This window comes from Arthrobacter crusticola (assembly GCF_004357995.1).
Taxonomy (GTDB): domain Bacteria; phylum Actinomycetota; class Actinomycetes; order Actinomycetales; family Micrococcaceae; genus Arthrobacter_D; species Arthrobacter_D crusticola.
Map to the genome: position 1 here is coordinate 244,532 of NZ_SMTK01000002.1, position 26,741 is coordinate 271,272.

Below are 26,741 nucleotides of genomic sequence, written 5' to 3' on the forward strand. Positions count from 1 at the left end.
AGTCCGATTCCTGGGAGGAGTTGTTGTGTCTGTTGAGGTAAATACGCCGAGTCTGCTCCCGACGTTGCCGGGGTACACCTATGTGGATGAAGGGGTGTTCCGGGCAGAGCAGGAACGGATCTTCGAACAGATGTGGTTCTGCGCCGTGCGGTCGGCGGACCTGGATAAGCCCGGCGCGTACAAGACGGTGCAGATCGGACGGGAGAGTGTGCTGATCTCACGGACCCGCAAGGGCGGGATCCGCGCCTTCTACAACATCTGCCGCCATCGTGGCGTGAAGCTGTGCATGGAGGAATCGGGGCAGGCCGCGCGGTCGTTCCAGTGCCCGTATCACGCGTGGACCTACGACTTCGAGGGCAAGCTGATTGCCGCGCCGAACCTGACGAAGATGCCCGACATCGACCGGGATGAGTACGGCCTGGTGAAGGTGCACCTGCGCGAGTACCTGGGGTACGTCTGGGTGTGCCTGGCCGCCGAACCGCCCTCCTTCGAGGAGGAGGTCATGGGTGCCATCGAGGAGCGCCTCGGGGATCTGCGGGCCATCGAGGGCTACGACGTGGAACACCTGAGCGTGGGCAGGCGGATCCGCTACGACGTGAAGGCCAACTGGAAGCTCATCATCGAGAACTTCATGGAGTGCTACCACTGCGCCACGATCCACCCCGAGCTGACCGAGGTCCTGCCGGAGTTCGCTGACGGGCTCGCGGCGCAGTTCTTTGTGGGCCACGGGGCGGAGTTCGGCGGAGACGTCAAGGGCTTCACCGTCGACGGCTCCGAGGGCCTTGACCGGATTCCGGGCATCGAGGAGGACCAGGACCGCCGGTACTACGCGATCACGATCAAGCCCACGGTGTTCGTGAACCTGGTTCCGGACCATGTGATCATCCACCGGATGTTCCCGATGGCGGCCGACCGCACCATCGTGGAGTGCGACTGGCTGTACCTGCCGAGCGTCGTGGAGTCCGGGAAGGACCTCACCGCCTCGGTGGAGCTGTTCCACCGGGTGAACCAGCAGGACTTCGACGCCTGCGAGCGCTGCCAGCCGGCGATGAACTCGAAGGTCTACGCGAAGGGCGGGGTGCTGGTTCCCAGCGAACACCACATCCGTGCCTTCCACGACTGGGTCGAATCGAAGGTCGGCGATGTTGCGCCGAACCGGTAGCCCTCAGCGTCCCGTGTAACCCATCTTCGAACTGATCAGCTGCCCGGCCTGTGCGAGTGATTCGACCAGGCCGGGTTTGTTGGTGGGATCGAACCGGAAGGCCGGCCCGGAGATGCTGACGGCTCCGATGACGACGCCGAGATGGTTCCGGATGCCCACGGCAATCGCACACAATCCGATCTCGAATTCCTCTATCGCCGTGGCGTAGCCGTTGTGGGCGACGTCGAGGAGTTCGGTTTCGAGCTCCTTGCGGCTCGTGATGGTGCGCAGGGTGCGCGCGGGGAGCCCCGTCTCCCGAAGGATCCGGTCCCGTTCGTCGGCCGTCAGGGAGGCCAGCAGCACCTTGCCGCTCGAGGTGGCATGCAGGGGGGTGAGGCTGCCGATCCAGTCGTAGGTCGCCAGCGTCGACGGGCCCATCGCCTGGTCGACATTCACCGCGAAGTTTGAGCGGAGCACCGCGAGGTTGACGGTTTCCTTGAATTCGCTCGCCAGCGCTTCAAGGACCGGCCGGGCCTCCTGCACCAGGCTGAGCCGGCCCGGGATGGAGCTGGCCAGGCGCAGGATGCCGAAGCCCAGCTGGTACTTGCCGCGCTCGCTGTTCTGCTGGACCATTTCGCGGGAGACGAGGGAGCCCAGCAGGCGCGATGCGGTCGACTTATGGATGCCCATTTCCTCGGCGATTTCGCTGACTCCGGCGTTGCCGTCGCGGGCCAGGATTTCGAGGATGGCCATGGCCCGGTCCACCGACTGGACGCCCCCCGCCTGGGCGATGTCGACGTCGGGATCCGGGTCGGAGCCGGGAAAATTATCTGAGGCCATGGCTCATGCTCTCACCTAATGTCCGGTGCCCGCTTCAGCCCCCGGCGGCGGGTCCGCGCTTGCCATCCCGGCGCGCAGCCGCCGCCAGGGGGCGGTTTCGGTTCGGACCGCGGGTCCGGGCCCGGCACCGTGCCTCAGCACTCGATGACGTTGACGGCGAGGCCTCCCCGGGAGGTCTCCTTGTATTTGGTCATCATGTCCGCACCGGTCTCGCGCATTGTCTTGATGGCCTTGTCGAGGGAGACCACGTGGCTGCCGTCTCCGTGCAGGGCCAGGCGCGCGGCGTTGATGGCCTTGACGCTGGCGATCGCGTTGCGCTCGATGCAGGGAATCTGGACCAGCCCGCCGACCGGGTCGCAGGTGAGGCCGAGGTTGTGTTCGATACCGACCTCGGCGGCGTTTTCGACCTGCGCGGGGGTGCCGCCGAGGACCTCGCACAGCCCGGCGGCGGCCATGGAGCAGGCGGAGCCAACCTCGCCCTGGCAGCCGACCTCGGCCCCGGAGATCGAGGCGTTGGTCTTGAAGAGGATGCCGACGGCGGCCGCGGTGAGCAGGAAGCGGACGACGCCGTCGTCGTTGGCTCCGGGGACGAACTTCACGTAGTAGTGGAGCACCGCGGGCACGATGCCGGCCGCCCCGTTGGTGGGCGCGGTGACGATGCGGCCGCCGGCGGCGTTTTCCTCGTTGACGGCCAGGGCGAACAGGTTCACCCATTCCATGGCCAGCAGCGGGTCGGCGGGTGCCTGGACCAGGTTGGCGGGCCCGGCGTCCGGGGAGGTGCCGTGTCCGGGGGTTGTTGAGGCGAAGCTGCTTGAGGCTGTGCCGGCGGACGCCGCCGCAGCGAGGGTACGGAACAGGGCCGGGGCGCGGCGCTTGACCTTCAACCCGCCGGGCAGGATTCCCTCGGCGGCGCACCCGTTCTCGACGCACTCGCGCATCACCGCCCAGAGGGCAAGCAGTTTGTCGCGCAGTTCGGCCTCGGAGTGCCAGGTGAGCTCGTTGGCGAGCATGATCTCCGGGATCGACTTGTCCTTCCGCCGGCAGATCTCCAGCAGCTCGTCGGCGCTGGTGAAGGGGTAGGGCAGCGCCGTGGCGTCGGGGACGACCTTGGCGGCTCCCTCCTTTCCGACATCGCCGGCGTCCCCGCCCACGACGAAGCCCCCGCCGACCGAGTAGTAGCTGCGCTCCCGCAGCACCGCGCCGGAGTGGTCAAGGGCCCAGAAGGTCATGCCATTGGGGTGAGCCGGCAGGGACTTGCGGCGGTGCAGCACCAGGTCTTCCTCCCAGTTGAAGTCGACCCGGTGGTGTCCGGCGAGGTGAAGTTCGGCGTTCAGGGCGGCGGCGGCCGCCTGGTCGTCGGCGGTCGACGTGTCGACGGTCTCGGGGTCCTTGCCCTGAAGGCCGAGGACGACCGCCTTGTCCGAGCCGTGCCCGCGTCCGGTGGCGCCAAGGGACCCGTACAGTTCGGCGCGCACCCGGGCCGTGGCAGGGAGGAGCCCGTCCTCGGCGAGTCCGTCGGAGAACCGCTTGGCCGCCCGCATGGGTCCGACCGTGTGGGACGAGGAGGGACCGATGCCGACCGAGAACAGGTCGAGCACGCTCAGGGCCATCAGGGGACCTCGGGGGAGGCGTATTCGCGCATCGCGTCGAGGAGCCAGTGGCCGAGGAACGTGGCGAAGGAGGCCCGGGGGAGGATGCGGTAGGTGGACTCGGCGGTTTTCCAGAGGATCACGGGGATGCCGCCGACCTCGGTGGACAAGGCGGTGCCGGCGGGGTGGATGCGAGGGTGGAGGTCCAGGGAACATCCCTTTTCGAGCACGGCGCGGGCGCGGGGTCCGGTGAGTTCGAAGGTGGTGCGGTTTGCGGAGAGGTCGACCACCTGCCCCTGCCCGTCCGCCAGCGCTTCAACCAGGGAGGGGACGAGGGTTTCGTGCGCCTCCGGCGGGGCCACGACGAGGAACTCAGTGGGGCCGAGCCACAGCGCCGAAGTGTTTGCAAGGCCGCTGGAGGTCGCCGTGCTGTCGATGCTTCCGGTGCCAGTGCCAGTGCCAGTGCCGTTGCTGCCGGTGCCGGCACCGTTCCGGGGTTCGGCCTCCAGGACGCCGTCGCCGGCCACGTCCCCGCAGCGGGACGGCAGGCCGCCGGTCACCGCCGCGATCCGCTGGCCTTCCGCGGAGCCGGGATCCACCCGGACGCCGGCCATGGTGAGGAACTCGACCTCGGACAGCTCCACGACACCGGCGGTGGAGCCGGCAACAAACGCCTCGTGCAGCAGCGACGCCGGGCTCCGCCGGAGGCCGTGGAGGTCCCGGGGGATGTCCTGCGGGGTGTCGAGTTGCTGGGTGTCAGCCATCTTTGCGGGTCCCTTCGGGGTCAAAAAGCACTGTCTCGCCGACGACGACGTCCACCAGTCGGTCCCCGGCGGCGGCCACTAGGGTTTCGCCGATTCGGTTGCGGCCGTTGGTGATCAGGGCCAGGGCGAAGGTGCGTCCGAGCGCGGCGCTGGTGTAGCTGGAGGTGACGAACCCCTGCATCGGTACTGGCTCCGGCGCGGGACCCCGGGTCAGGTCGACGGACAGGCCCTTGTCGATAAGCTGGGAGCCCTCCGGGAGGCGGAAGGTCCGGTCCACGGGCAGCACGCTGACCAGGTGCCTGCGGTCCGGTCGGGAGGCGTCCGCCCTGGCGTAGGAGCGCTTGCCGATGAAGTCCTTGACCTTGGAGACCACCCATTCCATGCCGGCGTCCTGCGGGGTGACGGTGCCGTCGGTGTCCTGCCCGACGATGGGGTAGCCCTTCTCGGCCCGCAGCACGTGCATAGTCTCGGTGCCGTACGGGGTGATGTTGTACTCGGCCCCGGCCGCCGCGACGGCCTCCCAGGTGGCGAGCCCGTACCAGGCGGCCACATTGATCTCGTAGGCGAGCTCTCCGGAGAACGAGATCCGGCAGACCCGCGCCGGAATCCCGTTGGCCAGGGTCGTTTCCCGGAAGGTCATGAACGGGAACGCCTCGGCCTCCAGCCCGCCGTCCGCCGCCAGATCCGGGGCCAGCGTGGCCAGCACCGCCCGGGACTGCGGGCCGACGACGGCGATGGTGGTCCACTGTTCGGTCACCGAGGTGCAGTGCACGTCGAGGTCCGGCCATTCGGTCTGCAGCCATTCCTCGAGCCAGTCCAGGACCTTCGCGGCGCCGCCGGTGGTGGTGGTCATGAAATAGCGGTCGTCGTCGAGGCGCAGGGTCACGCCGTCGTCGAAGATCATGCCGTCGGCCATGCACATCACCCCGTAGCGGGCCGAGCCCGGGGCGAGTTTCTTGAACGCGTTCGTGTAGATCCGGTTCAGGAACTCCCCGGCGTCCCTGCCCCGGATTTCGATCTTGCCGAGGGTGGTGGCGTCCAGGAAGCCCACGGAGTCCCGGACCGCGGCGCATTCGCGCAGCACGGCGGCGTCCATGTCCTCCCCGGGCTGCGGGTAGTACCAGGGGCGCTTCCACTGCCCGACGTCCTCGAACTCCGCGCCGTGGGCCTCGTGCCAGGGGTGGATGGAGGTGATCCGGGCGGGGTCGAACAGTTCCCCGCGCTGGCGGCCGGCGAGGGCGGCGAACGCCACCGGGGTGAACGGGGCCCGGTAGGAGGTGGTGCCAAGGTCGCCGATGCCTCGGGACGCCTCCCCGGCGTATCGAAGGGCCGCGGCGATGACGCCGATGGCGTTCACCCCGGAGGTCTTGCCCTGGTCGTTGGCGGTGCTGATCGAGGTGTAGCGCTTGATGTGCTCAACCGAGCGCATGCCGGCGCCGGTGGAACGCAGCACGTCGGCCACTGACTGGTCGCGCTGGAGATCGACGAAGTGGCGGTTCCAGTCGTCGGGCGTCCCGGACTGGCCGGGCACCAGCCAGAGCTGCCGGATGGGGGCGGATGGCTTCGGTTCGCCGACTGGTACCGATGCCGGTGCAGGCTCCGGCCCGGAACCGGCGGTGCCGAAGCCCGCGGCGGCGGCGGCCGCTGTCCCGGCGGCGGCGCCCTCGGCGAGGCAGTCGGCGAGCTCGAAGCTGCCGCGGCCGGAACCGGCGAGGTGCTGGTTGGGCACGGCCCGGGCGGGGACGAAGGCGGCGAGGTCGTCATCCCAGCGCAGTTTGCCCTGCCGCTGGGAGTGCAGGTGGACCACCGGCGACCAGCCGCCGGAGACGGCCAGCAGGTCACACTCCAGCCGCTCGGACGCGGCGGTGAGGGTGCCGTCGTCGAGGCCGCGGACGGTGACGGAGGTCAGGCGGCCGTCACCGGACGCTGCACCATTCACCACGTCGGTGTCGGCCACCGCGCTGCCGGTGAGCACCCGGATGCCGGCGTCGGCGGCGGCCTGCGCCGTCGGGCTCAGGACGGAACGGGCGTCGACGACGGCGGCGAGTGGAATGCCGGCGGCGCGCAGGTCGTCGGCCAGGGCGTAGGCGCTGTCATTGGTGGTGGCGATGACCACCCGGGAGCCGGGGGCGACGGCGTAGCGGTTAAGGTAGGTCCGGACCGCCGCGGCGAGCATGATGCCGGGGCGGTCGTTGTTCTCGAACACCAGGGGGCGTTCGAGGGCGCCCGGGGCCAGGACCACCTGCGCGGCACGGATGTGCCAGATCCGCTGCCGGGAGACGCCCGGGGTGGCGGGGGCGCTGAAGTGGTCGGTGCGGTGTTGGGCCGCGACGATGTAGTTCGAGTCGTAGGAGCCGAAGGCCGTGGTGCGGTTCAGGACCGTGCATTCGGGGGCGGCGATGAGTTCGGCCTCCACGTCGGACACCCACTCGAGGGCCGGTTTGCCCTCGATAATCGGCGCGGTGCTTGCGGGTTCGGAGAGGAGGGAGCCGCCGAGTTCTGGCTGGTCGTCGAGGAGCATCACGCGGGCCCCGCTGCGCACGGCCTCGCGGGCCGCGGCAAGACCGGCCGGGCCGCCGCCGACGATGAGGACGTCGGTGTGGACGTACTTCTTGTCGTACTCCGCGCGGTCCTCCTCGGGGTCGAGCCGGCCCCGGCCGTTGAGCAGTTCGGCGTCGAGCCCGTCCACGAGGGAGACGGTGGTGGCCGGGAGCATCGACTCGGCGACGTGGCCCGGGAAGCGGGGGGCGACCCGAACCAGGGCGTTGGGCTCCTCCACGCCGGCGGCGAGGATCCCGCGCGGCCGGTCCTCGTAAATCGAGTTGCCCACGGCGATGCGGCCGTTGGCGAGCAGGGCCGAGGCGAGGGTGTCGCCGGGGTGGCCGGTGTACTCGGTGCCGTCCACGGTGAACCGCCACAGCGTGCTGCGGTCGATCCGCCCGCCGGTGGCGAGGCGGGCAGGCTGCTGGGCGGTCATGGACGTGCTCCTTCGGGTGAAGCGGGAATGCCGGCGGGGGCGTCGGAGGGGGCACCGGGGCTGCCGGTCACGGGAGTGCCGCCGCCCGGTGGCGCCGTCGTCGGGCGGGGCTCGCCCATGCGGTAGACGGCCTGGATGTCGTAGGTGGCGGTGTCGCGGACCATGTTGAACCATTGCCGGCAGCCGGTGCTGTGCAGCCAGCGTTCGGCGAAGGCGCCCTTGGGGTTCTCGCGGTAGAAGAGGAACTCCGCCCACTGGCGGTCATCGAGCTCGTTCGGGTTCTCGGGGTAGGGCACGTGGGCCTGGCCGCCGTAGTGGAACTCGGTTTCGTCGCGGGGCCCGCAGTGGGGGCAGGGGATCAGGAGCATGTCGGCTGCTTTCTCGGTGGCAACGTCTAGTGGGCGGCGTCTAGTGGGCGACAGCGGCGGCGCCGTGTTCGTCGATCAGGGCGCCGGTCTCGAAGCGCTCTAGGGCGAAGGGCCGGTTCAGGGCGTGGGGGGTGCCGGTGGCGATGGTGTGCGCGAAGGTGAGCCCCGCGCCCGGGGTGCCCTTGAACCCGCCGGTGCCCCAGCCGCAGTTGACGAACATGTTGTCCACCGGGGTGGTGCCCACAATGGGGGAGGCGTCCAGGGTGGTGTCGACGATCCCGCCCCAGGTGCGCAGCACGTGGGCCCGGGCGAAGATGGGGAACAGCTCGACGGCGGCGGCCATCTGGTGTTCGATCACGTGGAAGGACCCGCGCTGGCCGTACCCGTTGTAGGAGTCGACGCCGGCGCCCATGACCAGTTCACCCTTGTGGGCCTGGGAGACGTAGACGTGGACGTGGTTGGACATCACCACGGTGGGGTGGACCGGCTCGTGGAGTTCCGACACCAGGGCCTGCAGCGGGTGGGACTGGATGGGCAGCCGGAAGCCGGCCATCTCGGCCAGCACGCTGCTGTGTCCGGCGGCGCACAGGCCCACCTTTTCGGTGTGGATGGTGCCCTGGTTCGTCTGAACTCCGACGACGCGGTTGCCGTCCTTGAGGAAGCCGGTGACTTCGCAGTTCTGGATGATGTCGACGCCGAGCTGGTCGCACTTGCGGGCGAAGGCCCAGGCCACGTGGTCGTGCTTGGCGATGCCCGCGCGGGGCTGGTAGGTGGCGCCCAGGACCGGGTAGCGGATGTTGTCGCTGATGTTCAGGATGGGGCACAGTTCCTTGACCTGTGCCGGGTCGAGCCATTCGGCGTCGACGCCGTTGAGCCGGTTCGCGCCGACCCGGCGGACGCTTTCGCGCACGTCGCCGAGGGTGTGGGCGAGGTTCATGACGCCGCGCTGGCTGAACAGGAAGTCGTAGTCGAGTTCCCCGGGCAGGATCTCCCACAGTTTCAGGGACGCCTCGTAGATGGCGGCGCTCTCGTCCCAGAGGTAGTTGGAGCGGATGATGGTGGTGTTGCGGGCCATGTTGCCGCCGGCGAGCCAGCCCTTTTCAAGCACGGCGATGTTGGTCATGCCGTGGTTCGTGGCCAGGTAGTAGGCCGTGGCGAGGCCGTGTCCGCCGCCGCCGACGATGACGGCGTCGTAGGAGGACTTGGGCTCCGGATTCCGCCAGAGGAAGTCGGGGTGCTCGGGAAGCTTGTCCGCGCTCACTGGGCGGCTCCAATCATTGCTGCATCGAGGTCCGCCTGCCGGGCGGGGTCATTCAGGTGGGGGTAGAGCGGGAACCGCTCCGCCAGCGCGGTGACCCGGCGGCGGAGGTCGTCCGCGTCGGTACCGCCGTCGTGCGTGTCGCCGTCGTGCGCGGCGCTGGTGAGGGCGCGGGCGATGATATCGGCCACCTCGGTGAACTCCTCGGCGCCGAAGCCGCGGGTGGCCAGGGCGGGGGTGCCGATCCGCAGCCCAGAGGAGACCATCGGGGGGCGGGGGTCGAAGGGGACCGCGTTGCGGTTCACTGTGATGCCGATGCGGTGCAGGCGGTCCTCGGCCTGCTGGCCGTCCAGGTCGGAGTTGCGCAGGTCCACCAGGACCAGGTGGACGTCGGTGCCGCCGGTGACGACGGAGATGCCGGCGTCGGCCACGTCGGAGCGCAGTAGGCGTTCGGCGAGGATCCGGGCGCCCTCGAGGGTGCGCTCCTGGCGTTCGCGGAACTCCACCGAGGCGGCGAGCTTGAAGGCCACGGCCTTGGCGGCGATGACGTGTTCCAGTGGGCCGCCCTGCTGGCCGGGGAACACCGCGCTGTTGATCTTGTGGGCGTGCTCGGCCCGGCTGAGGATCACGCCGCCGCGGGGGCCGCCGAGGGTCTTGTGCGTGGTGGTGGTGACGACGTCGGCGTACGGCACCGGGCTCGGGTGCAGCCCGGCGGCGACGAGCCCGGCGAAGTGGGCCATGTCCACCATCAGGTACGCGCCGACGAGGTCGGCGATGCGGCGGAACTCGGCGAAGTCGAGCTGCCGGGAGTACGCGGACCAGCCGGCCACGATCAGCCGGGGCCGATGTTCGAGGGCGAGGGCCTCCACCTCGGCCATGTCCACGCGGTGGTTGTCCTCGCCCACGTGGTAGGGGACGACGTTGTAGAGCTTGCCGGAGAAGTTGAGGCGCATCCCGTGGGTCAGGTGGCCGCCGTGGGCGAGGTCGAGGCCGAGGATGGTGTCGCCCGGGTCGAGGAGGGCGAACATGGCGGCGGCGTTGGCCTGCGCGCCGGAATGCGGCTGGACGTTGGCTGCCTCGGCGCCGAAGAGGGCCTTCACCCGGTCGATGGCGAGCTGTTCGATCACGTCGACGTGCTCGCAGCCGCCGTAGTAGCGCCGGCCCGGGTAGCCCTCGGCGTACTTGTTGGTCAGCACCGAGCCCTGGGCCTCCATGACGGCCGCCGGGGCGAAGTTCTCGGAGGCGATCATCTCCAGCGTGGACTGCTGGCGGTCCAGCTCCCGGGCAAGGGCACCGGCGACCTCGGAATCCGTCTCGGCGAGGGAACCTGTGAGCGCGTCCGGCATGATCTCTCCTTTGGCTTCAAGCGGCACTGCTTGTAGTATGCGACTGATATATTAGTCGTGGTGCAATAGTATGTTTGACATTCCGGGGGAGTCAAGGGTCCTGTGGTCACCCCCCCGTTCGTTGCCGCCGAAACCGAGGAGTTCGAATGACGTCGACGTTGGAGGGCCGGCTGCCGGACGGCACCGAGCGGTCGATGGCCGAGCTGGCCTACCACCAGCTGCGGGACAAGCTGATCATGCTGGAGATCCGGCCGGGCGAGGCCATCAACGACGGGCAGCTCGCCGCCGAGCTGGGCATCGGCCGCACCCCCGTCCGGGAGGCGCTGAAGCGGCTGGAGCTCGACCACCTGGTGGTCTCCTATCCACGCAGGGGCACGTTCGCCACGGTCGTGGATATCACCGAGCTTGCCGACGTGTCCGAGATCCGCGCCTCGCTGGAACCGCTCGCGGCGCGGAGGGCCGCCCAGGTGGCGACGGCCGGGATGCGCGGCGAGCTGCGCGAGACGGCCGCTGCAATTTCGGGGAACGCCGTGGCGGAGGGAAGCCCGTACGAGCTGATGCGCTTCGACATGAAGGTCCACCGCCTCATCTATCGGGCAGCGGCGAATCCGCACCTTGAGGACGTGCTGATCCGCTACGACAACCTGGCCACACGGATCTGGTGTCTGGTGGTGGAGAAGGTGCCGGCGGTGGCGGAGCACATTGCCGAGCATGCGGAGCTGCTTGAGATGATCGCTGGGGGAGATGCGGACCGTGCCGGGGAGCTGGCGCTGGAGCATGTGACGAGCTTTGAGCGGGCCGTTCGGCGGGTGCTTTGACTTCCTGAGGTTCGGGCACCGCGGTGAGGTCGCAGGCGGTCCATCGGAAAATGCCCTGGCTTGAGGGGGCTCTCGGAGCGGACCCGGGTTTTCCGGGAGACCGCGGTGGGCCCGGTGTTCCGGTGGGGCTTCGGCATCTGGTCGGATAAGTACAAGACCGTGGAGGAGATTCCCGACGGCGGAACGGTGTCGCTGTATTCGGATCCGGCGAACGAGGCCCAGGGGCTGTGGCTGCTGGAGCGCGCCGGGCTGATCACCCTGAAGGAGGGTGTGAACAAGTGGGAGGCGACGCAGAAGGACATCGCCGAGAATCCGAAGAACCTCCAGTTCCGGCCGCAGGACTTTGCGGCGCAGTCGCGGGCGCTGCCCGATCTTGATGCCGCCGTGGGGTACACGGAGTACTACACGGCGGCGAAGATCCCGCTGGAGCAGCAGATCTTCGCCCCGCCGGCCCCGGATGAGTTCGCGTCGCAGCTGACTGTGGGCACGGAGTACCTGGAGATGGAGAACATCAAGAAGCTGACAAAGGCGTTCCAGGACCCGGCCGTGCAGGAGTTCCTGGCGACGGGTCCGGAGGTGAAGGGGCTGCTGCTGCCGATTGAAGTGGAATAAGGACAGCTCCGGTTCGGTATTGAGTGTCATAGGGCAATGACTGCTATCGAGTTCAAATATCCCGCATCACTAAGCCTCTTCCTTGTTGAGCTTGCTTCGAAGCTCCTCCTTGCTCTGCGATGGTAGGCGCAAATACGCGGTCCAGAGCCGGTCAATCGGCGTGGGTCCCCGTCTTCCCCGTGCCATCCACCTCTTCAGTGTCCTTCGCTCTACTTCTCCTAAGCCGTCCGAATCGGTCAACCATCGGGAAAGGTCGTATTCCTCGGTGTCAGCGCTTCCTGCCCTGCAGCGCCTGCACTCCGTCACGAGCTGAGTCCTAACATCCCCCGAAAGCTCGCGTACGGGTCTGCGACTGACCGATAATTGTGCGCTCTCAGTTGTCGAGTCGGAGTAGGATTCACCACCGGCGATACCGCAAAACACACATTGATAGCCGTCGGCAGCAAAAGTTAGTTGTCGCTCTTTCGCGGTTATGGTCAGAATCTCGACCTTTCGTCGTTCCTCCGGTTCCCAAACCCGAACACCGGCCGACACGAATCGCTGTTCTTCGGTGTGGAGGCTAGCATCCTCGGTGCTCGCGAGGATGACCCACTCGTACTTCCGTAGGTCACGGATCCTTCGATCGACCTGAGACACTCCTGGGAACGCGTTTCTAAGCTGCTCCTTGGTGAAGGTATTTCCCTCACCTATCTCTCCCAACAGCCACAAGGCCCCGCGGATCATGGTTCCGAAGTTGAGGTGAGGGTCGTTCCATTTTGGGTGAGTCATGGTCGTTGGCCCTTCTAAGCGAACTAAGATCGATTTTGTCAGTAGCCTAGGTAACTCTAGACACACCACTACTAGTTAAAGCAGAAGGCTGGGGGATATGAGCAGGCTCACCGCACCGCCGCAGGGCGATGAAATTCGATCGATGCTTCGTGAACGACTCGAAGAAGCTGAACAAGGCGGCGGAGAGAAAATCACGATCGAGTGGCGCAATGAAGCTAAACATCTTCCAGTCATTGCGATGCCCGCGGACCTCCTGTATTACAACCCGGAGACCCACCGCATCCGAGCACAAAGATCGATGGACCCGCTCCGAGACCGGGACCTCCAGCAGAACCCTTGGGGCCCTGCTGCCCAGGAATACCTCGATCTGCTGCTAAAGTGCCAGCCTTCGAATCCCGACAAGGTCGACCCGGATTTTGATGCGCTGCGCGATGATCTCGAACAGTTCGGTCAAAAAGATCCGGGAATTGTAACGATCAACGGCGTCTTGGTGAACGGGAACACCAGGTGTGCTGCTCTCCGCGAGCTTGGCGATAAGTACATCCGAGTAGCAGTGCTTCCGGAATCATCGACTTGGGACGATGTAAATGCGGTCGAGCTGTCGCTGCAGCTCCGAAAAGAGCATAAGCGGGACTACTCCTATATCAACAGACTGATAGCAATCGACGAGCAGCTGAAAGCGAACCGGCGCCCTGACGACATCGCTAAGTATTTTCGAATCAAACCCGCCACTCTGGAGCAGGATCGGTGGGTTTATGGTGTGGTGCAGGATGCCATAGCGCGCAGTGTCACAGAAGATGGATCCTCTTTGCGGCTGATTGACTTCGAGGACCACCAGGAGAAACTTCGAGAGCTCCACCGTGCGTATGTAAAAACCGCGGCGTCGGATCGAGATGCAGCCGAGGCCCTCAAGGAGTCCAGGCTTGCAATGATCATTCTTGGTTACGCGAAAACGGACGTTCGCCTGGCGCAACCGGATTTCCACCAAAAGTATCTGGACCCTAAACTTCCGGCACATATTCGTCCTGTAGAAGCCACTTCGAATCCGGTGTCGATTCCTGGACTGCCTGAGCTCACCGTTCCCGATGATCAACCGCTGGTCAAGAGCACGCGTGAATTTACAAACACGCTCCTCCGGGCGAGGGCTTCGGCTCAATCGCCGAGCGCCCCGGCTGAGGCCGCAGCTACATCGACGGACACTCTCAACGCGGCTAAAGACGCCGTGGGCCGTGCGCTGAAACCAGCTGGTCAAGATATCCGGCTACAGCAGAGGAAACTTGCCGCTCCCGAGAGGCTGACCGACGCATGTGACGATATCGATCTGTGCGCCGGCGAACTAGCTCAGGCCAGGGCCAGCCGGGCACTCGACGACGCTGCTTTCGATGACGCCGTGATTCGGCTCCGTCAGACCCTGGTGTCGCTTGCGAAGCAGGCGGCCCGTACCTTCCCTGAGCCAGGAGACGGTGTCAGCTGGCTGCTGGAGGCCGTGAAGGAACGGTTGTGACTCGCGTGACTTCGAGCCTTGCGATAAGTCTTTCTCCGAGCGCAGCGCTAGTTCAGCTCAGTGCGACAACCGGGTACGAAGAAAGCCTTCGCAGGTTATCCCTGCGATTCAACTCGTCCCGCTACAAAAACGCGCATACTGCGGAAATTCATCTCGACGAATTCCTCTCCAACTTGGTCGAGTTAAGGTCTTGGCCCGACCCCGGAGGTGTGACTTGGGACACCGCGATGAGCACTCTTGCTCGAGACACCACAACAGACGCTCAATCCGTGAATGTTCGCATCGAGTCTGGCGTCGTTCCATCGGAGGTATCGGGTGGTGCTGTAGCGGCCTTGCTGGGGCCCGGGTGGGTGGGAGACCTTACTGCCTTCCAATCCCGCGATGTTGCCCATCTGTTGTCGCTACGGCACGGAGCGAATTTCTCAGTTCCAGGGGCAGGCAAAACACGAGTGGGGCTTGCAGTTTACGACGCTTTGCGGACTCAACGAGAGGTCAGCCGACTGTTAATCGTGGGTCCCAAGTCTTGCTATGAGGCGTGGCAGTCCGAGGCTGACGTTTGTTTCGCTCAACCACCTCGTGTACATGTTTTGGACCAGCATGTCGATGCGGGGGCTGAAGTGTTGATCGTGAACTACGAGAGACTTCAAGCACACCTTCCTGCACTCTCGCGATGGTTGAGTTCTGCTCCCAGTCTGCTGATTCTTGATGAAGCTCACAGAATGAAGCTAGGAACGGATGGAGCTTATGGTTCGGCATGCCTCGCTCTCGGTCCGCGCGCCAAGCGACGGATGATACTCACGGGTACGCCCGCACCCAACGGCGCGCGCGATCTTGAAACTCTGATGAGCTTCGTGTGGCCGGGCTACGGCAGGAGAGTTGTGACTCAGGCTCTGGGGGGAGGCGACCTGAAGCAGGCGAGCGTGGCCCTTCGCCCACTCTTCACACGAACATCCAAGTCTGAATTGAACCTGCCGCCTGTGTCGGTTGTAAGGCGGGAGTTGCCCCTGCCCCCCGTCCATAGGGAGATTTACGACGCGCTGCTGGGACAGTACTCGGCGCGTAGCGCCGTCTCTCAGGATGACTTTCGGTCGCTTGGGAAGATAATCGTCTACCTTCTCATGGCTGCGATAAGCCCCGCTCTCCTGGCCGTTGGAACAACTCGCTATGAGCCTCTTGCCTATCAGGTCCCGCCACTGCCGGTACCGAAGAATTCATCTCTGATGGGCCTTATGAAGGATCTCCCCAGCTACGAGATGTCGCCTAAGTACATGGAAACGCTCGCGATTGTGGCAGAAAATGCTGCTTTGGGACGGAAGACCCTGGTTTGGTCTACCTTCATCCGAAGTGCGAGGACTTTAGAGCAGATGCTGAAAGAGTATCGTCCTGCACTGGTCCATGGAGGGAGCGATGATCGGGCGGAGCAAATTGATCGCTTCCGTAATGATCCAGATTGTATGGTTCTGATATCCAACCCGGCGACCCTAGGTGAAGGAATCAGTTTGCATCATCAGTGTCATGACGCGGTCTATGTTGATCGTGACTTCGCGGCCGGCAGATTTCTTCAGAGCCTTGATCGAATACACCGCCTTGGTCTGTCGGCGGATACCGAAACCAGAATCACGGTGTTGACTAGTAAAGAAACCATTGACGACGTTGTTAACCAACGTTTGGAAGCGAAACTGACCTTCATGGGCCAAATACTGGACGACAGGAACGTTCAGCAGCTTGCGGATCTTGAGGAGGAGCCGTCAGTTGGCGGTGGGCTCGAGCCAGCCGATTTTCAAGCGCTGATGGGGCACCTGCGTGCCAGTCCCCTCTGACTCGGTCCTGCTTGCAGCGCAGCGCTGGATTCAGAACCTCGCTAATACCAGCGAGGTTCGTGTGAGAACTCTTTTCCATTCGCATACGTCCTATCAAGATCTCACCCCGACGCAGTATAGCGCCGGCCTAGCGTGGCTGGATGAAGTAGGGCTGACCGGCGTTTCAAGTCACTCCGGCTCGAAATCGACGATGAATCTGCGCCTCTTCTCCGCCGCAATTGGAGCTGCTCTGTGGCTGGAGAATGCCGACGTTCTCGTTTCACATCCTTCTGAGCTGCCGTCCGACGCGCTCAGGGCAGCGAGAATATTCAGCCTCACAGACGAGGAAGCCTTTGCAGTAGTGCAAAGCACCTGGGGGAAGGTTGATGCCGAGGAGCGGCTCCGGATAGGGTCAGCCGGGGAATCCGCATTATGCGCTCTACTGGCAGAAGCTACAGAATCGGAAATTCATCATGTCGCCTTGGAGTCAGACGGGTACGGATACGACGTCGCAGTGCGTCACGCGATGCAGTCAATTCACATCGAAGTTAAGACAACGACCCGTCGCGGTCGTTTAACTGTTTACCTCTCCAGGAATGAATACGAGACTATGCTGAGAGACCCATCTTGGATTATGGTCGCCGTCCGCATCGACTCCGAGTCCCGAGTAGTGGCAGTTGCCACCGTGGACAATGGATGGATCTGTGAGAATGTTCCTGCGAACATAAGTTCCTTTGGAACTTGGCAATCCACTCGGCTGGAGGTGCCACAGACGGCGATGAAGCCTGGCGTTACGCCGATTATTCCACTTGTGACGGCCGGGGTCACGTCCCTCGTTGCCTGCGAGCATAGCTGGGCTTAGCATGAGGATTGAAGCTAAGCCGTTATGCAATCAGCTGGCGATTCGATCGATTTTCTCCAAGGACTCGTCGATCGCCTTGATGTCATACTTCTCGATCGGACGACCCGCTCCTAATGCGAATGCAATCGAGTTTCCGATTGCGGACGCAACCGGGGGAGGGAAGGCGTTGCCGATCTGTCGATACACTGAAGTCTTGCGGCCCGAGAACTTCCATTCGGCTGGAAAACCTTGCACTCGGGCGACCATTTGATTAGTCAGCCGGGGAGTGTAATCCAGGGGCGTCTCAGGGCTAGGGGGTTCGTTGGCAATTCCTTTTCCATCGACCCCAAGCTGTAGCCACGCCGCCTTGGCTCGTGTAGGCCCAAGATCCGCACCTCCATGCTTTTTGGATCCGCCAACTACTGTCGGTGCTATTGAATTGGCGCGGAGCGCCCAAGCGTTCGCTCCAGCCCAGCCGCCTGATTCCATCAGAGGCTGCAAAAGTTCGCCCACGGTAGGCGTATTCTGCTGAGGCAATGGCCACTCGAATTTCTTGAAGCTGCGCCGTTTCATGGCGACCAAAATGAACCGCGGCCGTAGCTGAGGTACACCGTATTCGCTCGAGTTGAGCAACTTCCAGTCCGAGTCATATCCAAGCTTGTCTAGCTCGGTCAAAATTGACTGTCGATATGGCGCGAAGCGAACTGATGCCAAGCCCTTCACGTTCTCGAGGAGAACAGCGGTCGGTCGTGCTTCACGAACCAACCGGAGGGCTTCAGGAAATAGGTCACGCTCGTCGTCAGCGCCAAGCTGCTTGCCAGCGATGCTGAAGGGCGGGCATGGAACACCACCGGCCAACAGGTCGACCCCTCGGTGCTCGGTACCACTGATTTCCCTGACATCACCGGTATGAACGTCCCACTCGGGTCGATTTAGTCGAAGGGTTGACGCTGCGTCAACATCAATCTCGACTGCGAGCGAGTGTGTGAAACCGGCTTTCTCGAGCCCAACCGACTGCCCACCGGCTCCCGCGCAGATCTCAAGGACACTTAACTGGGGGGAGTTGTTCATGTGTTCAATCCTCTCACTTCCACCGACCCACTCGCCGTCATGATGGCTTCGTGTGTTTCAGCCTCGCATGCAGGACTGACGTTTTTGGAGCCGTAACGGTCCCTCGAACTGCCAACGGCGAACTTAGAGGCGGCCCCGCCATCGTCCAGGGCGAGGTCAAAAGTAGGGCGCGCCTGCAGTCGCGCGCTATAGCCCTGTCCCTGTCAACTACGTGGGAACTGTGCCTTGCTCGCCACTTCCGCGCTACCTCTCGCCACTACCACGCTTCCCAATTTTTCGAACTCGACCGACGACGCGTGTTTGCCGCATTGTTGACCAAGGAACGCCGCCCGGTTCTGAGACTGAGATAGTCATTGCAGAGCTAAGTCAGGCCGAATAAAGCAGGACGGTGTGCATCCCGTGGGGGATGCACACCGTGCTGCTTCATGTAGAAGATAGGCTTTCAAATGGCCAGTTCTGGCCACCGGTCCGCGGTCGGCCAGCGTCTGGGCCCGAGGGTGCCCCGCAGACGCAGCAGGTCAGCTGCTTTGCCTTCGATGCTGTTGATGCATTCTGGTGGGGTGAAGTCGTCCAGCGCGAGAATCCTTACGGTGCGAAAGGACTGCAATCGGGACGGATGACGCAGGTGTTCCCGCATCCTCCCGGCGGTGCCCTGGCTGCGGAGGGCCTGCCCGAGCCAGAGAATGCGGTCCTGGGCATCGGTAACCAGATAGATGCCCACCTGGACCCGGAGCAGGGCCCGGGAAGTCAGAACGGATTCCCCGTCGAGGTGGGCGCATTCCAACCACTTACCCGCTGCCATGGGGAACAGCGCCAGATCCCGGGAGGACAGGCGGCGCCCGGGGACTAGACCGCTCACGATGCAGCCCAACCGGTGGCATCGTCGTCCTCGTCCGGCTCATCGGCGTACTCATAATCGAGATCCTCGTCCTCGCCGATGTCCTGGACGATGAGCAGGGCAGAAGCAGATTCCTCTGTAAGTATTGCCTGCGGCGCCTTCAAATCATTGAGAACCACCTGAAGGTGCCCGGCATCCTGACGAACTGCGATGAATGCTCGGTTGAGACGTTCACTGGTGCCGGTCGCATCATCGTCGAGTGCAGGCTGTCCTGCGGCCGCTGCAGCAAGAGCAAGGTCCCCCGCGGCATCAAAAGTGCCTTTTACGGCCGGCAGCAGCTCATCGAAGGTATATGCGACAAACTTCTCGCGGGCCGTGTGCAGTAGCTCAATTTTGGTGGGCTGGCGGCGGCGGGTTTGGCCGGGATCAGGATCTGAGGCATTCCGGGCGTTTTTGGGGAAATGCTCGAGGAACCAGTGTGCGTCGGCGACTGTGCCAGCGATCGGCGCACCTGCCTCGTCCACCTGGCGCACGGGACTTGAACGGGAGCCGATTTTGCCGCTGGCGCGCCGCATCTCGCGGAAGAGCCCCAACGCCTGGGCAGGGTTGCTCAGGAGTGCTTTTCGGACATTTCCGGAGCTCCGGCGGACCAGGCCCTGTGTTTTCTGTCCCATGCCGATTGATCCCCGATCGGCCACGTACAAACCGTGGAAGGCCAACCAGTTCAGCCCGCGGGTGATGAGGAACTCCTCGAGTGCCTCAGGCCCTCCGGAGGCCGGCCTGGCTGCTGCCCGGAGCAACTGTGCTGCCGACCGGTCCGAGGGTGTCCACCCGTCAGCGATCGCCTTCGAGCTGAGCTGGCCGTCATTCACCCGCTCGCTCCATGGTTCTGGGCCGTATCCCACGCTGATTGCGGCGGTGACGAGCCGGAGACGCTGCCGGACATGCTCGAGTCGGGTCTGGCGAACGGGTGGTTCACCCAGAGTTCGGTGCACCAGGTCCGCGCTTCCACTCCTGTTGCCCGGGAAAAGCACCTTCCACAACCGCAGATCGCGCAGATCGCGCAGATCAGCATTGGTCGCAGCCCCCATGGAAATGATCTCATCCGGGGCGGGGGCATCTCCGGCCAGCCATTCAGCCTCCGCCGCGGCCAGGATGCCCTGATCGACATAGGCAGCCAGTACGGCCCGAACCTCAGCGGTGGCCCGCTCATGCGGATCATATTGCAGCGGCTGGCGCCGGTGGGAGGTGCGGTTGGGTTCCCAGACGACTCGTTCGAAGTGCTGAACGGGGTTGCCGTCAGGGTCGGTGACTTTCAGGATGAACTGGGCGGGCACCACAGCAAGCTGACCTGCCGCCCGGGCGCGCCTGTGAGCTTTCCGGCGGGGGTGGTCCGGTGGCAGGTCCGAGGGTACCTCCTCCCAGGCCTGCTTCAGCAATCGGGCCATTTTGGGCACCCAGATGGCCGATCGTGAGTACTCGGTGTCGGTCTCCTCTCCGGACGGCATCCAGTGCTCGATACCGGGTATGAAACCGAAATGTGTTCCTTCAAGGATGCCAAGGCATTCCTGGCGTGCTTGGCTCCGGTTATTGCCGATGATGGCCATTGGGTCGGTGACAACGTATTCGGTTCCATCCTTGGCGCGGAACCGGCGCTGCATGACCGCATGCATGGACGGCTCTTCCTGTCCATGCAGCAGAAGCTCCCCGTGAAGGTCCCAGGGCCGGTGCTTGTTGGCTGCCCCCATGGCTGTGGCCGACTGCGCTATCAGCGTCCGGGCGTCGTCCTCGTCGATGATTTCAGCGGTCTGAAGCAGGGCCAGCGGTTCGCCGGCCTCGCCGTATTGTGTGACCAGCTTGGGCAGCTGCATGCCTTCGGCGCCGGGTGCGGCGGGCGCAGTAAAAGCCGACCGAACCCGCTCGTTGTACTCCGTCGGGCTTCCCATAAAGCCGTGCACGCGGGCCGTGAGGATGTGGTGGGTGACCGTGGACCCGAAAGACTTCTTGCTCACTGCAGCTGTATTGAGCTGATACCGGTCCCCGGACCGTGAAAGAAAGTTCTTCGGCCGCACAAAATAGGCCGCAATGTCCTCAGCGGTTTCGATCGTCCAGCCGGAATAATCCGCAATGGCCAAAGCGAGACGTCGGGTCCAAACTGCGTCATCCGCGCCGGGATAGGGATTTTGTTCAGTGGCCAAAGTGACCATGGGGATACCTCCAGGTGAAGAGTGGGGCGGCGTGCAGTAAGCACACCGGGCTCGGACCACTCCCAAGGAGGGCAGCACGCTTATCAGCCTGTCCGCGTTGCGGCATAGACATCTCAGACAGCCGATTTCACCTGCCCGCTCCGACGCGGTGCTGAAGCCGTGTGCTGCAGTGTGCTCCAGACCATTGCGTACAACCCCTCCGATAAAACGGCACGGGGCGTAGCGGGCGAGTTCCATATTGGCCTCGCCGAGAAAAGCATAAGCCATCCAACTCAAAAGGCGCTCTTCCATGCCCCTCGGCGCGCCGCCCCTGCTGCACAGTCGGTGAGGATGCTGCATGCCCTTCAATCTATAAACATTGCACCACTGCGGAACTGTCACCTCAGGGCCGTGAATAAGTGACGCACCTGAAACCTCTCACAGGGCCCAGGGCCCAGGGCCCAGAGCCCAGAGCCCCTGCGGCCGCACCTTTGGTCAGGCCAAGTCAGCGGCCCTGGTGTCGTGCCATGTTTCGGCTGGGATTCGGGCGAAGTGCATTGATTGCTGCTTGTGGCGGTGAGGCGATTCATTCCTAGCCGCAAATCGCCGAACGTTGCCGCAGTTTTGCCGAACGCCGCCGGACGTGCATAATTGGTTGGTCGGCACTCGTTCGGCGTTTCCGAAGTTTGCCGGACGATCATTATGGAAATGCCATCGCATCAATTGCTACAACCCTAGGAGCACCAACATGACCCAAACCCCCCAGCTGCGCCCCTCATCGGGAATCCGCGTAGCCGAGTTCATCGCCAATGTCGGAGAAGGCAATAAATTCAGCAAAATCGAATTGTTCGATGCCGTCCCAGGTGTTTCGCAAGCCGACCGCCGGATGCGGGACCTGCGTGAGATGGGGTGGGTGATCGACAACTACAAGATGAACCCCACCCTGAAGCCCGATGAGTACCTGCTGAAAAAGATCGGCACCCGGATCCATGAGGGCCAGCCCCGGCCCAAGAGCGTGCGTAGGTCCGTCACTGGCCCGAAGCGCCGTCGGATTCTGGAACGGGACGGTCACACCTGCCAGGTCTGCGGAGTTCGGGCGGGGATGGACTATCCCGGGGAGCCAGGCAGGAAGGCCGTCCTGACTATCGGGCACATCATTCCAAACAGCCGCGGCGGAAGCGATGATGAGAGCAACCTCCGCGCAGAGTGCACCCGGTGTGGGGACCAGGCCCGTGACATCACCATGGACCCGCCGAGCGCAGCTTCAATATTCACCCGGGCCCAGCACGTCGGCGGGCTGAAGGAAAAGAAGCGGCTGTACGGGTGGATGGCGGCCGGTCACCGCACCCTGGATGACACCGAGGCCGTATTCAACGACTGGGCTCGCCTGCCCCGCGCCCAGCGCCTCGAAGTGATGAACCAGCTCGGCCAGCAGGTTATTACCGAAATGGAGTAGGGATACCGCTGCGCGGGCACCACCGCCCGCGCAGCGAAGTCCGGTCTCTCGGGACAGCCTCCGGGGGCAACCGAGGGAGTAGCATCTTCCTTCGACCCTCGATGGCGCAGGAGGGGTCCCCGCCTGGTTATCCTCGGAGGAGGCCATCCCACGCCTATCAAGATCAAAATCGGGAACTTACACAAATTGGCGGAAGGGTTCGTTTTGGTATTCAACACCTGGTGGACTTCCGATCCTGCTCAGCGCTTTTGGATGGAGATCACGACCCGGAAGGACCTCGGTGGAGATTTGATGGCCCCCCAGGCAGGTGGAAAAAATACCACCCAGTGGTCCTACAGCCTCACCGCGCTGGTCCAGCCGGGAGACGTAATTTTTCACTACCCCACCGAAGGGACAGATGCCGGCAGTGTCGTGGGGTGGTCGATTGTGGCCGGACCAGCACAGACGATTCCTAATGTAACCTGGCAGGCTCGCGGAACCTCGGGGCGCAGGAGGAATCAGCCGACCACCGGGCCCGGGTGGACCGTTCCCCTGAAAGACTTCACCCCCCTGCAGCCCAGGCTGAGCAAAGACACTTTGCAGAAGGCTCTCAATGAACTCATGGAGCTGCGTGGCGGGCTCGAAGCCATCCATGGAAAACCCGTCTATTTCCCGTGGACGCGGTACCGCAGCGCAGAAATGCGAGCCCAGCAGGGCTACCTCGCCAAATTTCCTGCCGAGCTCGTCGATTTCTTCGACGAGCTCCGGCCAGTCGTGCGCTCGGCGCCAGACACCGATGCGGCCGTTGACGAGCCCGAGGACTTCCGCGCGCCCGGCCGGACCGCTCCCGTCGGCCGGGTGACACGGGCACAGGACCCGATCCTCAGGGCCGCCATCGAACGACGCGCCCTTGATGTCGCGGCCGGTTATTATGCAGGAATCGGCGGAACGGACCTTATCGAACTCGGCAAGCCCTACGACATCCGAGTCACCGTCGACGGAACCGACCGCCATGCCGAAGTCAAAGGAAGCTCTATGATGATCGACACCGTCGAGCTGACTTTCAATGAAGTCCACCACGCACACGGTTACGGCGCAACCGACCTCATCGTGGTAGACAGCATCGAATGGGCCCGCAGGCCGAACGGGACAGTGATCACGCGCGGGGGCCGCATGCGTGTATGGAGCAACTGGGAGCCCGCAGCCGAATGTCTCAAAGCACGAACGTTCGCATACACGCTTCCCCCAACATATACCCCGTAACCGCATGGGCAGTCAGGTTCTGACCGCGATCAATTGGCACTCATAGGCCATACGCCGTTCAAGAAAAAGCCGCGCCTCCCGCGTGGGTGGCTGGCGGGAGGCGCGGCTTCGTCGCTTGAACTAGTGGTCAGCCGCCGTACACCAACCCGTACCTCACGAGCATGCCGTTCGGCGGAGCGTCCGGCGCCGGCAGCACGTTCGTTGTTGCAAGGAGGCCCTTCGAGTCGACCTCGACGTCGGCAGGCAGCACGGCCTGGGTGAACAGCACGGCCTTGGTCGTCCCGGCGGGCACCACCGAGATGCGGTTGGCCATGAGCTCGGCGATGAAGAGGTTGCCCTTGTCATCGAACGCGAGACCGGTCGGCGTGTGGAGGCCAACGATCACCGATGCCCCATTACCGGTCGCAGGGTCGATCTTGAGGACCGACCCTGCCATCTCACCCTCGGGCACGCCCGGAAGCGACGAAACGTACAGGTAGCCGTCCTTCCCGACCTCGATGTCAGTCGGCACCGGCTCGGAGTTGTAGGTCCTCCCGATGGTGCAGGCCGGCAGCCCGAACTCGGCGGCATCCGCCGCCGTGAGCACCGTCGGAACGGGCCCGATGAGCGAAATGAACCGAACCGCGCCGGTCGCCAGGTCGATGGCGAAGATCGAGTTGGCGCCGGCGTCGGCCACGAACAGTGTGTGACCCGTGGGGTCAAGCGCCGTCGCGTACGGATGCGAATACACCTCACCACCGTGCGGGCCCGCATAAGGAGCGATCGGCGGCGGCAGCTGGTCCAGACACGACTGGGGGGTGTTCTGCAGCCCGTACTCGGATTTCGCGTCGAAGTTATTGGCAGTCTCGAAGGCGGCGAGATCGGCGAGCACGGTCACGGCACCATTCCGGAGCACGCTGACGTTGGCGACCAGCGGCCGTGTCTCACCCGGGCCGCCCACACTTTCGGTGAAGTAGGTGTCCGGCCCGTGCGTGGTGACGCCGCCCACTTCGATATTGGGGCGTTCCACCAGGTTCATGACGACGCCATTGCCGTCGACGCTGCTCAGTAGTCCGGCGAAGTTCTGGGTGACGAAAGTCGACTCGCCCGGTCCGGCGGCAATACGCAGGGGGCCGACAAGGGCATTCGCAAGCTCCGTCTTGTCGCCGGGCGAAACGGTGCCTACGCCGTGATGCTGGACCTCGGCCGCGCCGGCAGCAACGCCGCTCCCGGCGAGGGCGACGGTTAGAAGTGTGGTGCTGAAAAAACGCGCAGTATTACCCTTCATGGGATCAGTCCTCAGGCTTTGCGGGTGATCAAGACGCGGTAAAGCGGTCCCAGCAACCGAGCAGCGGATTCCCCACTGGCGCACTGCTACCCCGGTCATCAGCCGGAAGGGCGGCGTCGCTTCATGCTATGACCGCTCTCGTCGACTGTCCACGGTATTACTCCAGTGTGATTCACGCTGCTTGGCCTTGTGTCCGCTTGCTTAGTCCGGCTGTAATTTCGGTTACAAAAATCTTTAGCGGCGGCGACAGGAACAAGAGTGGGTGCGCCGACCTACAGTGAGCGCATGGAAACGGCCAATGAAACAACCAGCGCCCCGCGGGCCCGACGACGACGCCTGTGCCCGGTCTGCCGGTCCGAGGCGTGGCGCATCGCGTACGGGATGATCATGCCTGACCAGCGGGCAACCATGCCCAACACCGTGTTCGCCGGCTGTTGCATCGAGATGCGTGAACGCCGGAACCCGAAGACGGGGGAGCGCGAACTGGGAACGCCCGCCTGGCAGTGCCAGAACCCTTCTTGCGGGCACGAGTGGTGGTGACACGGGCCGCCCAGCGTGGAGCAGTTACACGCTGGGCCAGGCGCTCCGCCTGAGCGGGGTCAGCTGTCGCAGCCCCAGCCGTCGCCGTCCCGGTCGAGATGGGGACCATAGCCGGGAGTGCTGATATTGATTGGGGCCATCCCCGCGGCACGCACTGCAGCGCAGTTCGGGTAGTACGGCGCCGGCGCCGGAACAGGAGCGACCGGTGCAGGGACGACGGGCGCTGGTGCGGGCGCGACGGGTGCCGGAGCCGGTGCTGGGGCAGGGGCCGCCGGGACCGGTGCAGGCTGTGCCGGTGCGGGGTCGGGCTCCGCGACCGGTGGCTGTACGTTGGTCGGAGCGTCGATGTCACCGCAGGACCCAAGGACGGACGCCATGGCGTCGTGCTCCGCCTGGGTGACCCACAGCCCATAGGTGGCCTTCACTGAGATCTGGGTGGCGACGTAGGTGCAGCGGAACGCCTTATTGGGCGGCAGCCAGGTGGCGGCGTCGCCGTCGCCCTTCTGCTGGTTGGTCGGGCCGTCCGTCGCCTGAAGGTTCAGTGGATCGTTTGCGAAGGCCATGCGCTGCTCGGCGCTCAGCTGCTGCGCACCCTTCTGCCACGCGTCCGAGAGTGCGACGACGTGGTCGATCTGCACCGCCGAGCTGGTGGCCTGCCCGCGGATGAAGCGGATGGTGGTCGCGGTGTACGGGTCGTCGAGCACACCCGCGGCCACCTTGCAGGGCACGCTGTTGGCGAAGACGATGTCGTAGAGCTGCAGCTTCAGGATGTCGTTCCGGGTGTCGCAGCCGTTGCGGTCGACGTCGGCCCAGGCGGTCCCGAACTGATCCCGGTCATAGCCGGTCTTCGGTGCCCGTCCCTTGATGGCAAGGGTCTCCAGCAGTGCGAGGGCCTTGGTGCCGGCAGCGGGCTGGCTCTGCGGGGCGACGGCCCCCTGCACGGTGACGGCCGGTACCTCGTCGGTGTCGAGAGGGGCGACGTCGGGTGTCGGGCTCGGCGTGGGCGCGGGCGCCTTGGTGGTGCTGGGCCGGGGCGTGGGCGTGGGGGACGGCGACGACGTCTCCGCCGGTTCGCTGACTGCGGTCTTGCCGGCCGCTGCGCTTGTATCGGGAGCGCCGGCCGGTGGGTTAAGAAGGAATCCAGCGATGAGGGTCACCACGCTGATGCCAATGGTTATGCCGGCGGCCCGGCGGTCCGGAAGGCGCAGCCACGACGGCCTTCCCGAGATTAGGGCGTAGAGGCCCGTCGCCAGGAGAACCAGCGCCAAGGAACCGAGGCCTCCGCCGGCGAGGTTCGCCGTGTCGGCGACGACGATGGTGAGGAGTGCGACCGCCACGGCGATCCAAGTGGATCGATCGATTCCGCGGCGTTTCGGCCCTTCGGGCGAAAAATTTGTGGCAGGGCTGTGCCCGAAAGGATTGCGCATGAAATTGTCCCCCAGCGAAAAAACGAATGTGTGCGCTGGTCATCCTACAGCCGCCATGGCAAGTGCTTTCGCCGGCGCGGCCGGAGGAA

The 26,741-nt window shown here is 64.5% G+C and carries 22 protein-coding genes; 9 read left to right on the forward strand and 13 right to left on the reverse strand.

Translation table 11 applies throughout. The annotated features are described in order from the left end of the window. The first annotated feature begins 25 nt into the window (after window positions 1-25). Complete coding sequence (locus E2F48_RS05130) at window positions 26-1,162, forward strand: aromatic ring-hydroxylating oxygenase subunit alpha (RefSeq protein ID WP_133402934.1); 1,137 nt, start codon at window positions 26-28, stop codon at window positions 1,160-1,162. A 3-nt stretch (window positions 1,163-1,165) separates the two neighbouring features. On the opposite strand, the gene E2F48_RS05135 is transcribed toward E2F48_RS05130, so the two are convergent. The 7 genes from E2F48_RS05135 to glyA all read right to left on the reverse strand — a co-directional run bounded on the left by E2F48_RS05135 (window position 1,166) and on the right by glyA (window position 10,283). Beyond that, entirely contained in the window at window positions 1,166-1,981 is an 816-nt protein-coding gene (locus tag E2F48_RS05135) for an IclR family transcriptional regulator (RefSeq protein ID WP_133402935.1), read from the reverse strand. A 134-nt stretch (window positions 1,982-2,115) separates the two neighbouring features. Continuing rightward, the gene (locus E2F48_RS05140) at window positions 2,116-3,591 is read right to left on the reverse strand and encodes an L-serine ammonia-lyase (RefSeq protein ID WP_133402936.1); all 1,476 of its coding nucleotides are present in this window, start codon (window positions 3,589-3,591) and stop codon (window positions 2,116-2,118) included. Then, window positions 3,591-4,334, reverse strand: coding sequence for a sarcosine oxidase subunit gamma (locus E2F48_RS05145; protein WP_133402937.1), 744 nt, complete (start codon window positions 4,332-4,334; stop codon window positions 3,591-3,593). Before E2F48_RS05145 ends, E2F48_RS05140 begins: the two co-directional genes overlap by 1 nt. Further along, entirely contained in the window at window positions 4,327-7,311 is a 2,985-nt protein-coding gene (locus tag E2F48_RS05150; RefSeq protein WP_133402938.1) for a 2Fe-2S iron-sulfur cluster-binding protein, read from the reverse strand. Before E2F48_RS05150 ends, E2F48_RS05145 begins: the two co-directional genes overlap by 8 nt. Continuing rightward, the gene (locus E2F48_RS05155) at window positions 7,308-7,679 is read right to left on the reverse strand and encodes a sarcosine oxidase subunit delta (RefSeq protein WP_133402939.1); all 372 of its coding nucleotides are present in this window, start codon (window positions 7,677-7,679) and stop codon (window positions 7,308-7,310) included. Before E2F48_RS05155 ends, E2F48_RS05150 begins: the two co-directional genes overlap by 4 nt. A gap of 40 nt (window positions 7,680-7,719) precedes the next feature. Then, the gene (locus tag E2F48_RS05160) at window positions 7,720-8,940 is read right to left on the reverse strand and encodes a sarcosine oxidase subunit beta family protein (RefSeq protein WP_133402940.1); all 1,221 of its coding nucleotides are present in this window, start codon (window positions 8,938-8,940) and stop codon (window positions 7,720-7,722) included. Continuing rightward, complete coding sequence (gene glyA, locus E2F48_RS05165; RefSeq protein ID WP_133402941.1) at window positions 8,937-10,283, reverse strand: serine hydroxymethyltransferase; 1,347 nt, start codon at window positions 10,281-10,283, stop codon at window positions 8,937-8,939. Before glyA ends, E2F48_RS05160 begins: the two co-directional genes overlap by 4 nt. A gap of 146 nt (window positions 10,284-10,429) precedes the next feature. Here glyA and E2F48_RS05170 point away from each other — a divergent pair, with 146 nt between their 5' ends. Together E2F48_RS05170 and E2F48_RS05175 are read left to right on the forward strand one after the other, a co-directional pair. After that, entirely contained in the window at window positions 10,430-11,101 is a 672-nt protein-coding gene (locus tag E2F48_RS05170; protein ID WP_133402942.1) for a GntR family transcriptional regulator, read from the forward strand. 60 nt (window positions 11,102-11,161) lie between these two features. After that, window positions 11,162-11,713, forward strand: coding sequence for a MetQ/NlpA family ABC transporter substrate-binding protein (locus tag E2F48_RS05175; protein WP_246018529.1), 552 nt, complete (start codon window positions 11,162-11,164; stop codon window positions 11,711-11,713). A 69-nt stretch (window positions 11,714-11,782) separates the two neighbouring features. Here the strand turns inward: E2F48_RS05175 and E2F48_RS05180 are convergent, their stop codons facing one another. Then, window positions 11,783-12,481: a hypothetical protein gene (locus tag E2F48_RS05180; RefSeq protein WP_133402943.1), complete on the reverse strand. Its 699-nt coding sequence runs from the start codon at window positions 12,479-12,481 to the stop codon at window positions 11,783-11,785. A 97-nt stretch (window positions 12,482-12,578) separates the two neighbouring features. On the opposite strand from E2F48_RS05180, the gene E2F48_RS05185 reads away from it, so the two are divergent. The 3 genes from E2F48_RS05185 (at window position 12,579) to E2F48_RS05195 (ending at window position 16,646) form a co-directional block, all read left to right on the forward strand. Next, window positions 12,579-13,985, forward strand: coding sequence for a ParB N-terminal domain-containing protein (locus E2F48_RS05185; RefSeq protein WP_133402944.1), 1,407 nt, complete (start codon window positions 12,579-12,581; stop codon window positions 13,983-13,985). A gap of 227 nt (window positions 13,986-14,212) precedes the next feature. Continuing rightward, the gene (locus E2F48_RS05190) at window positions 14,213-15,805 is read left to right on the forward strand and encodes a DEAD/DEAH box helicase (RefSeq protein ID WP_185149793.1); all 1,593 of its coding nucleotides are present in this window, start codon (window positions 14,213-14,215) and stop codon (window positions 15,803-15,805) included. 190 nt (window positions 15,806-15,995) lie between these two features. Continuing rightward, window positions 15,996-16,646, forward strand: a complete 651-nt coding sequence (locus E2F48_RS05195) for a protein NO VEIN domain-containing protein (protein WP_133402946.1) — start codon at window positions 15,996-15,998, stop codon at window positions 16,644-16,646. 30 nt (window positions 16,647-16,676) lie between these two features. Here the strand turns inward: E2F48_RS05195 and E2F48_RS05200 are convergent, their stop codons facing one another. From E2F48_RS05200 to E2F48_RS05210, 3 genes are all read right to left on the reverse strand, one after another. Beyond that, window positions 16,677-17,696 carry a DNA cytosine methyltransferase gene (locus tag E2F48_RS05200; RefSeq protein ID WP_133402947.1) on the reverse strand — a complete coding sequence of 340 codons (1,020 nt, stop codon included), beginning with the start codon at window positions 17,694-17,696 and terminating at the stop codon, window positions 16,677-16,679. 442 nt (window positions 17,697-18,138) lie between these two features. After that, window positions 18,139-18,555, reverse strand: a complete 417-nt coding sequence (locus tag E2F48_RS05205; protein WP_133402948.1) for a hypothetical protein — start codon at window positions 18,553-18,555, stop codon at window positions 18,139-18,141. Next, window positions 18,552-20,741, reverse strand: a complete 2,190-nt coding sequence (locus tag E2F48_RS05210; RefSeq protein WP_133402949.1) for a hypothetical protein — start codon at window positions 20,739-20,741, stop codon at window positions 18,552-18,554. The genes E2F48_RS05205 and E2F48_RS05210 overlap by 4 nt, the downstream gene beginning before the upstream one ends. A 727-nt stretch (window positions 20,742-21,468) precedes the next feature. Here E2F48_RS05210 and E2F48_RS05215 point away from each other — a divergent pair. Continuing rightward, window positions 21,469-22,176 (forward strand): HNH endonuclease, encoded by a 708-nt coding sequence (locus E2F48_RS05215; protein ID WP_133402950.1) that lies wholly within the window; start codon window positions 21,469-21,471, stop codon window positions 22,174-22,176. A 204-nt stretch (window positions 22,177-22,380) separates the two neighbouring features. Further along, complete coding sequence (locus tag E2F48_RS05220) at window positions 22,381-23,418, forward strand: protein NO VEIN domain-containing protein (RefSeq protein WP_133402951.1); 1,038 nt, start codon at window positions 22,381-22,383, stop codon at window positions 23,416-23,418. Window positions 23,419-23,545: 127 nt separating this feature from the next. Here E2F48_RS05220 and E2F48_RS05225 read toward each other — a convergent pair whose 3' ends face one another. Then, window positions 23,546-24,685 (reverse strand): ScyD/ScyE family protein, encoded by a 1,140-nt coding sequence (locus tag E2F48_RS05225; RefSeq protein ID WP_165968697.1) that lies wholly within the window; start codon window positions 24,683-24,685, stop codon window positions 23,546-23,548. A gap of 285 nt (window positions 24,686-24,970) precedes the next feature. On the opposite strand from E2F48_RS05225, the gene E2F48_RS05230 reads away from it, so the two are divergent. Beyond that, a complete protein-coding gene (locus E2F48_RS05230) occupies window positions 24,971-25,225 on the forward strand; it encodes a hypothetical protein (RefSeq protein WP_133402953.1) in 255 nt (84 codons plus the stop codon). Window positions 25,226-25,284: 59 nt separating this feature from the next. On the opposite strand, the gene E2F48_RS05235 is transcribed toward E2F48_RS05230, so the two are convergent. Further along, window positions 25,285-26,562 (reverse strand): GmrSD restriction endonuclease domain-containing protein, encoded by a 1,278-nt coding sequence (locus E2F48_RS05235; protein WP_342772582.1) that lies wholly within the window; start codon window positions 26,560-26,562, stop codon window positions 25,285-25,287. Window positions 26,563-26,741 lie beyond the last annotated feature (179 nt).

Bases quoted from the DNA above. Each gene is read 5' to 3' on its own strand.
- E2F48_RS05190 (WP_185149793.1), top strand. From the start codon at position 14,213: ATGAGCACTCTTGCTCGAGACACCACAACAGACGCTCAATCCGTGAAT.
- E2F48_RS05140 (WP_133402936.1), bottom strand. From the start codon at position 3,591: ATGGCCCTGAGCGTGCTCGACCTGTTCTCGGTCGGCATCGGTCCCTCC.
- E2F48_RS05180 (WP_133402943.1), bottom strand. From the start codon at position 12,481: ATGACTCACCCAAAATGGAACGACCCTCACCTCAACTTCGGAACCATG.
- E2F48_RS05230 (WP_133402953.1), top strand. From the start codon at position 24,971: ATGGAAACGGCCAATGAAACAACCAGCGCCCCGCGGGCCCGACGACGA.
- glyA (WP_133402941.1), bottom strand. From the start codon at position 10,283: ATGCCGGACGCGCTCACAGGTTCCCTCGCCGAGACGGATTCCGAGGTC.
- E2F48_RS05195 (WP_133402946.1), top strand. From the start codon at position 15,996: ATGAATCTGCGCCTCTTCTCCGCCGCAATTGGAGCTGCTCTGTGGCTG.
- E2F48_RS05150 (WP_133402938.1), bottom strand. From the start codon at position 7,311: ATGACCGCCCAGCAGCCTGCCCGCCTCGCCACCGGCGGGCGGATCGAC.
- E2F48_RS05135 (WP_133402935.1), bottom strand. From the start codon at position 1,981: ATGGCCTCAGATAATTTTCCCGGCTCCGACCCGGATCCCGACGTCGAC.
- E2F48_RS05225 (WP_165968697.1), bottom strand. From the start codon at position 24,685: ATGAAGGGTAATACTGCGCGTTTTTTCAGCACCACACTTCTAACCGTC.
- E2F48_RS05170 (WP_133402942.1), top strand. From the start codon at position 10,430: ATGACGTCGACGTTGGAGGGCCGGCTGCCGGACGGCACCGAGCGGTCG.
- E2F48_RS05155 (WP_133402939.1), bottom strand. From the start codon at position 7,679: ATGCTCCTGATCCCCTGCCCCCACTGCGGGCCCCGCGACGAAACCGAG.
- E2F48_RS05185 (WP_133402944.1), top strand. From the start codon at position 12,579: ATGAGCAGGCTCACCGCACCGCCGCAGGGCGATGAAATTCGATCGATG.
- E2F48_RS05145 (WP_133402937.1), bottom strand. From the start codon at position 4,334: ATGGCTGACACCCAGCAACTCGACACCCCGCAGGACATCCCCCGGGAC.
- E2F48_RS05210 (WP_133402949.1), bottom strand. From the start codon at position 20,741: ATGGTCACTTTGGCCACTGAACAAAATCCCTATCCCGGCGCGGATGAC.
- E2F48_RS05200 (WP_133402947.1), bottom strand. From the start codon at position 17,696: ATGAACAACTCCCCCCAGTTAAGTGTCCTTGAGATCTGCGCGGGAGCC.
- E2F48_RS05215 (WP_133402950.1), top strand. From the start codon at position 21,469: ATGACCCAAACCCCCCAGCTGCGCCCCTCATCGGGAATCCGCGTAGCC.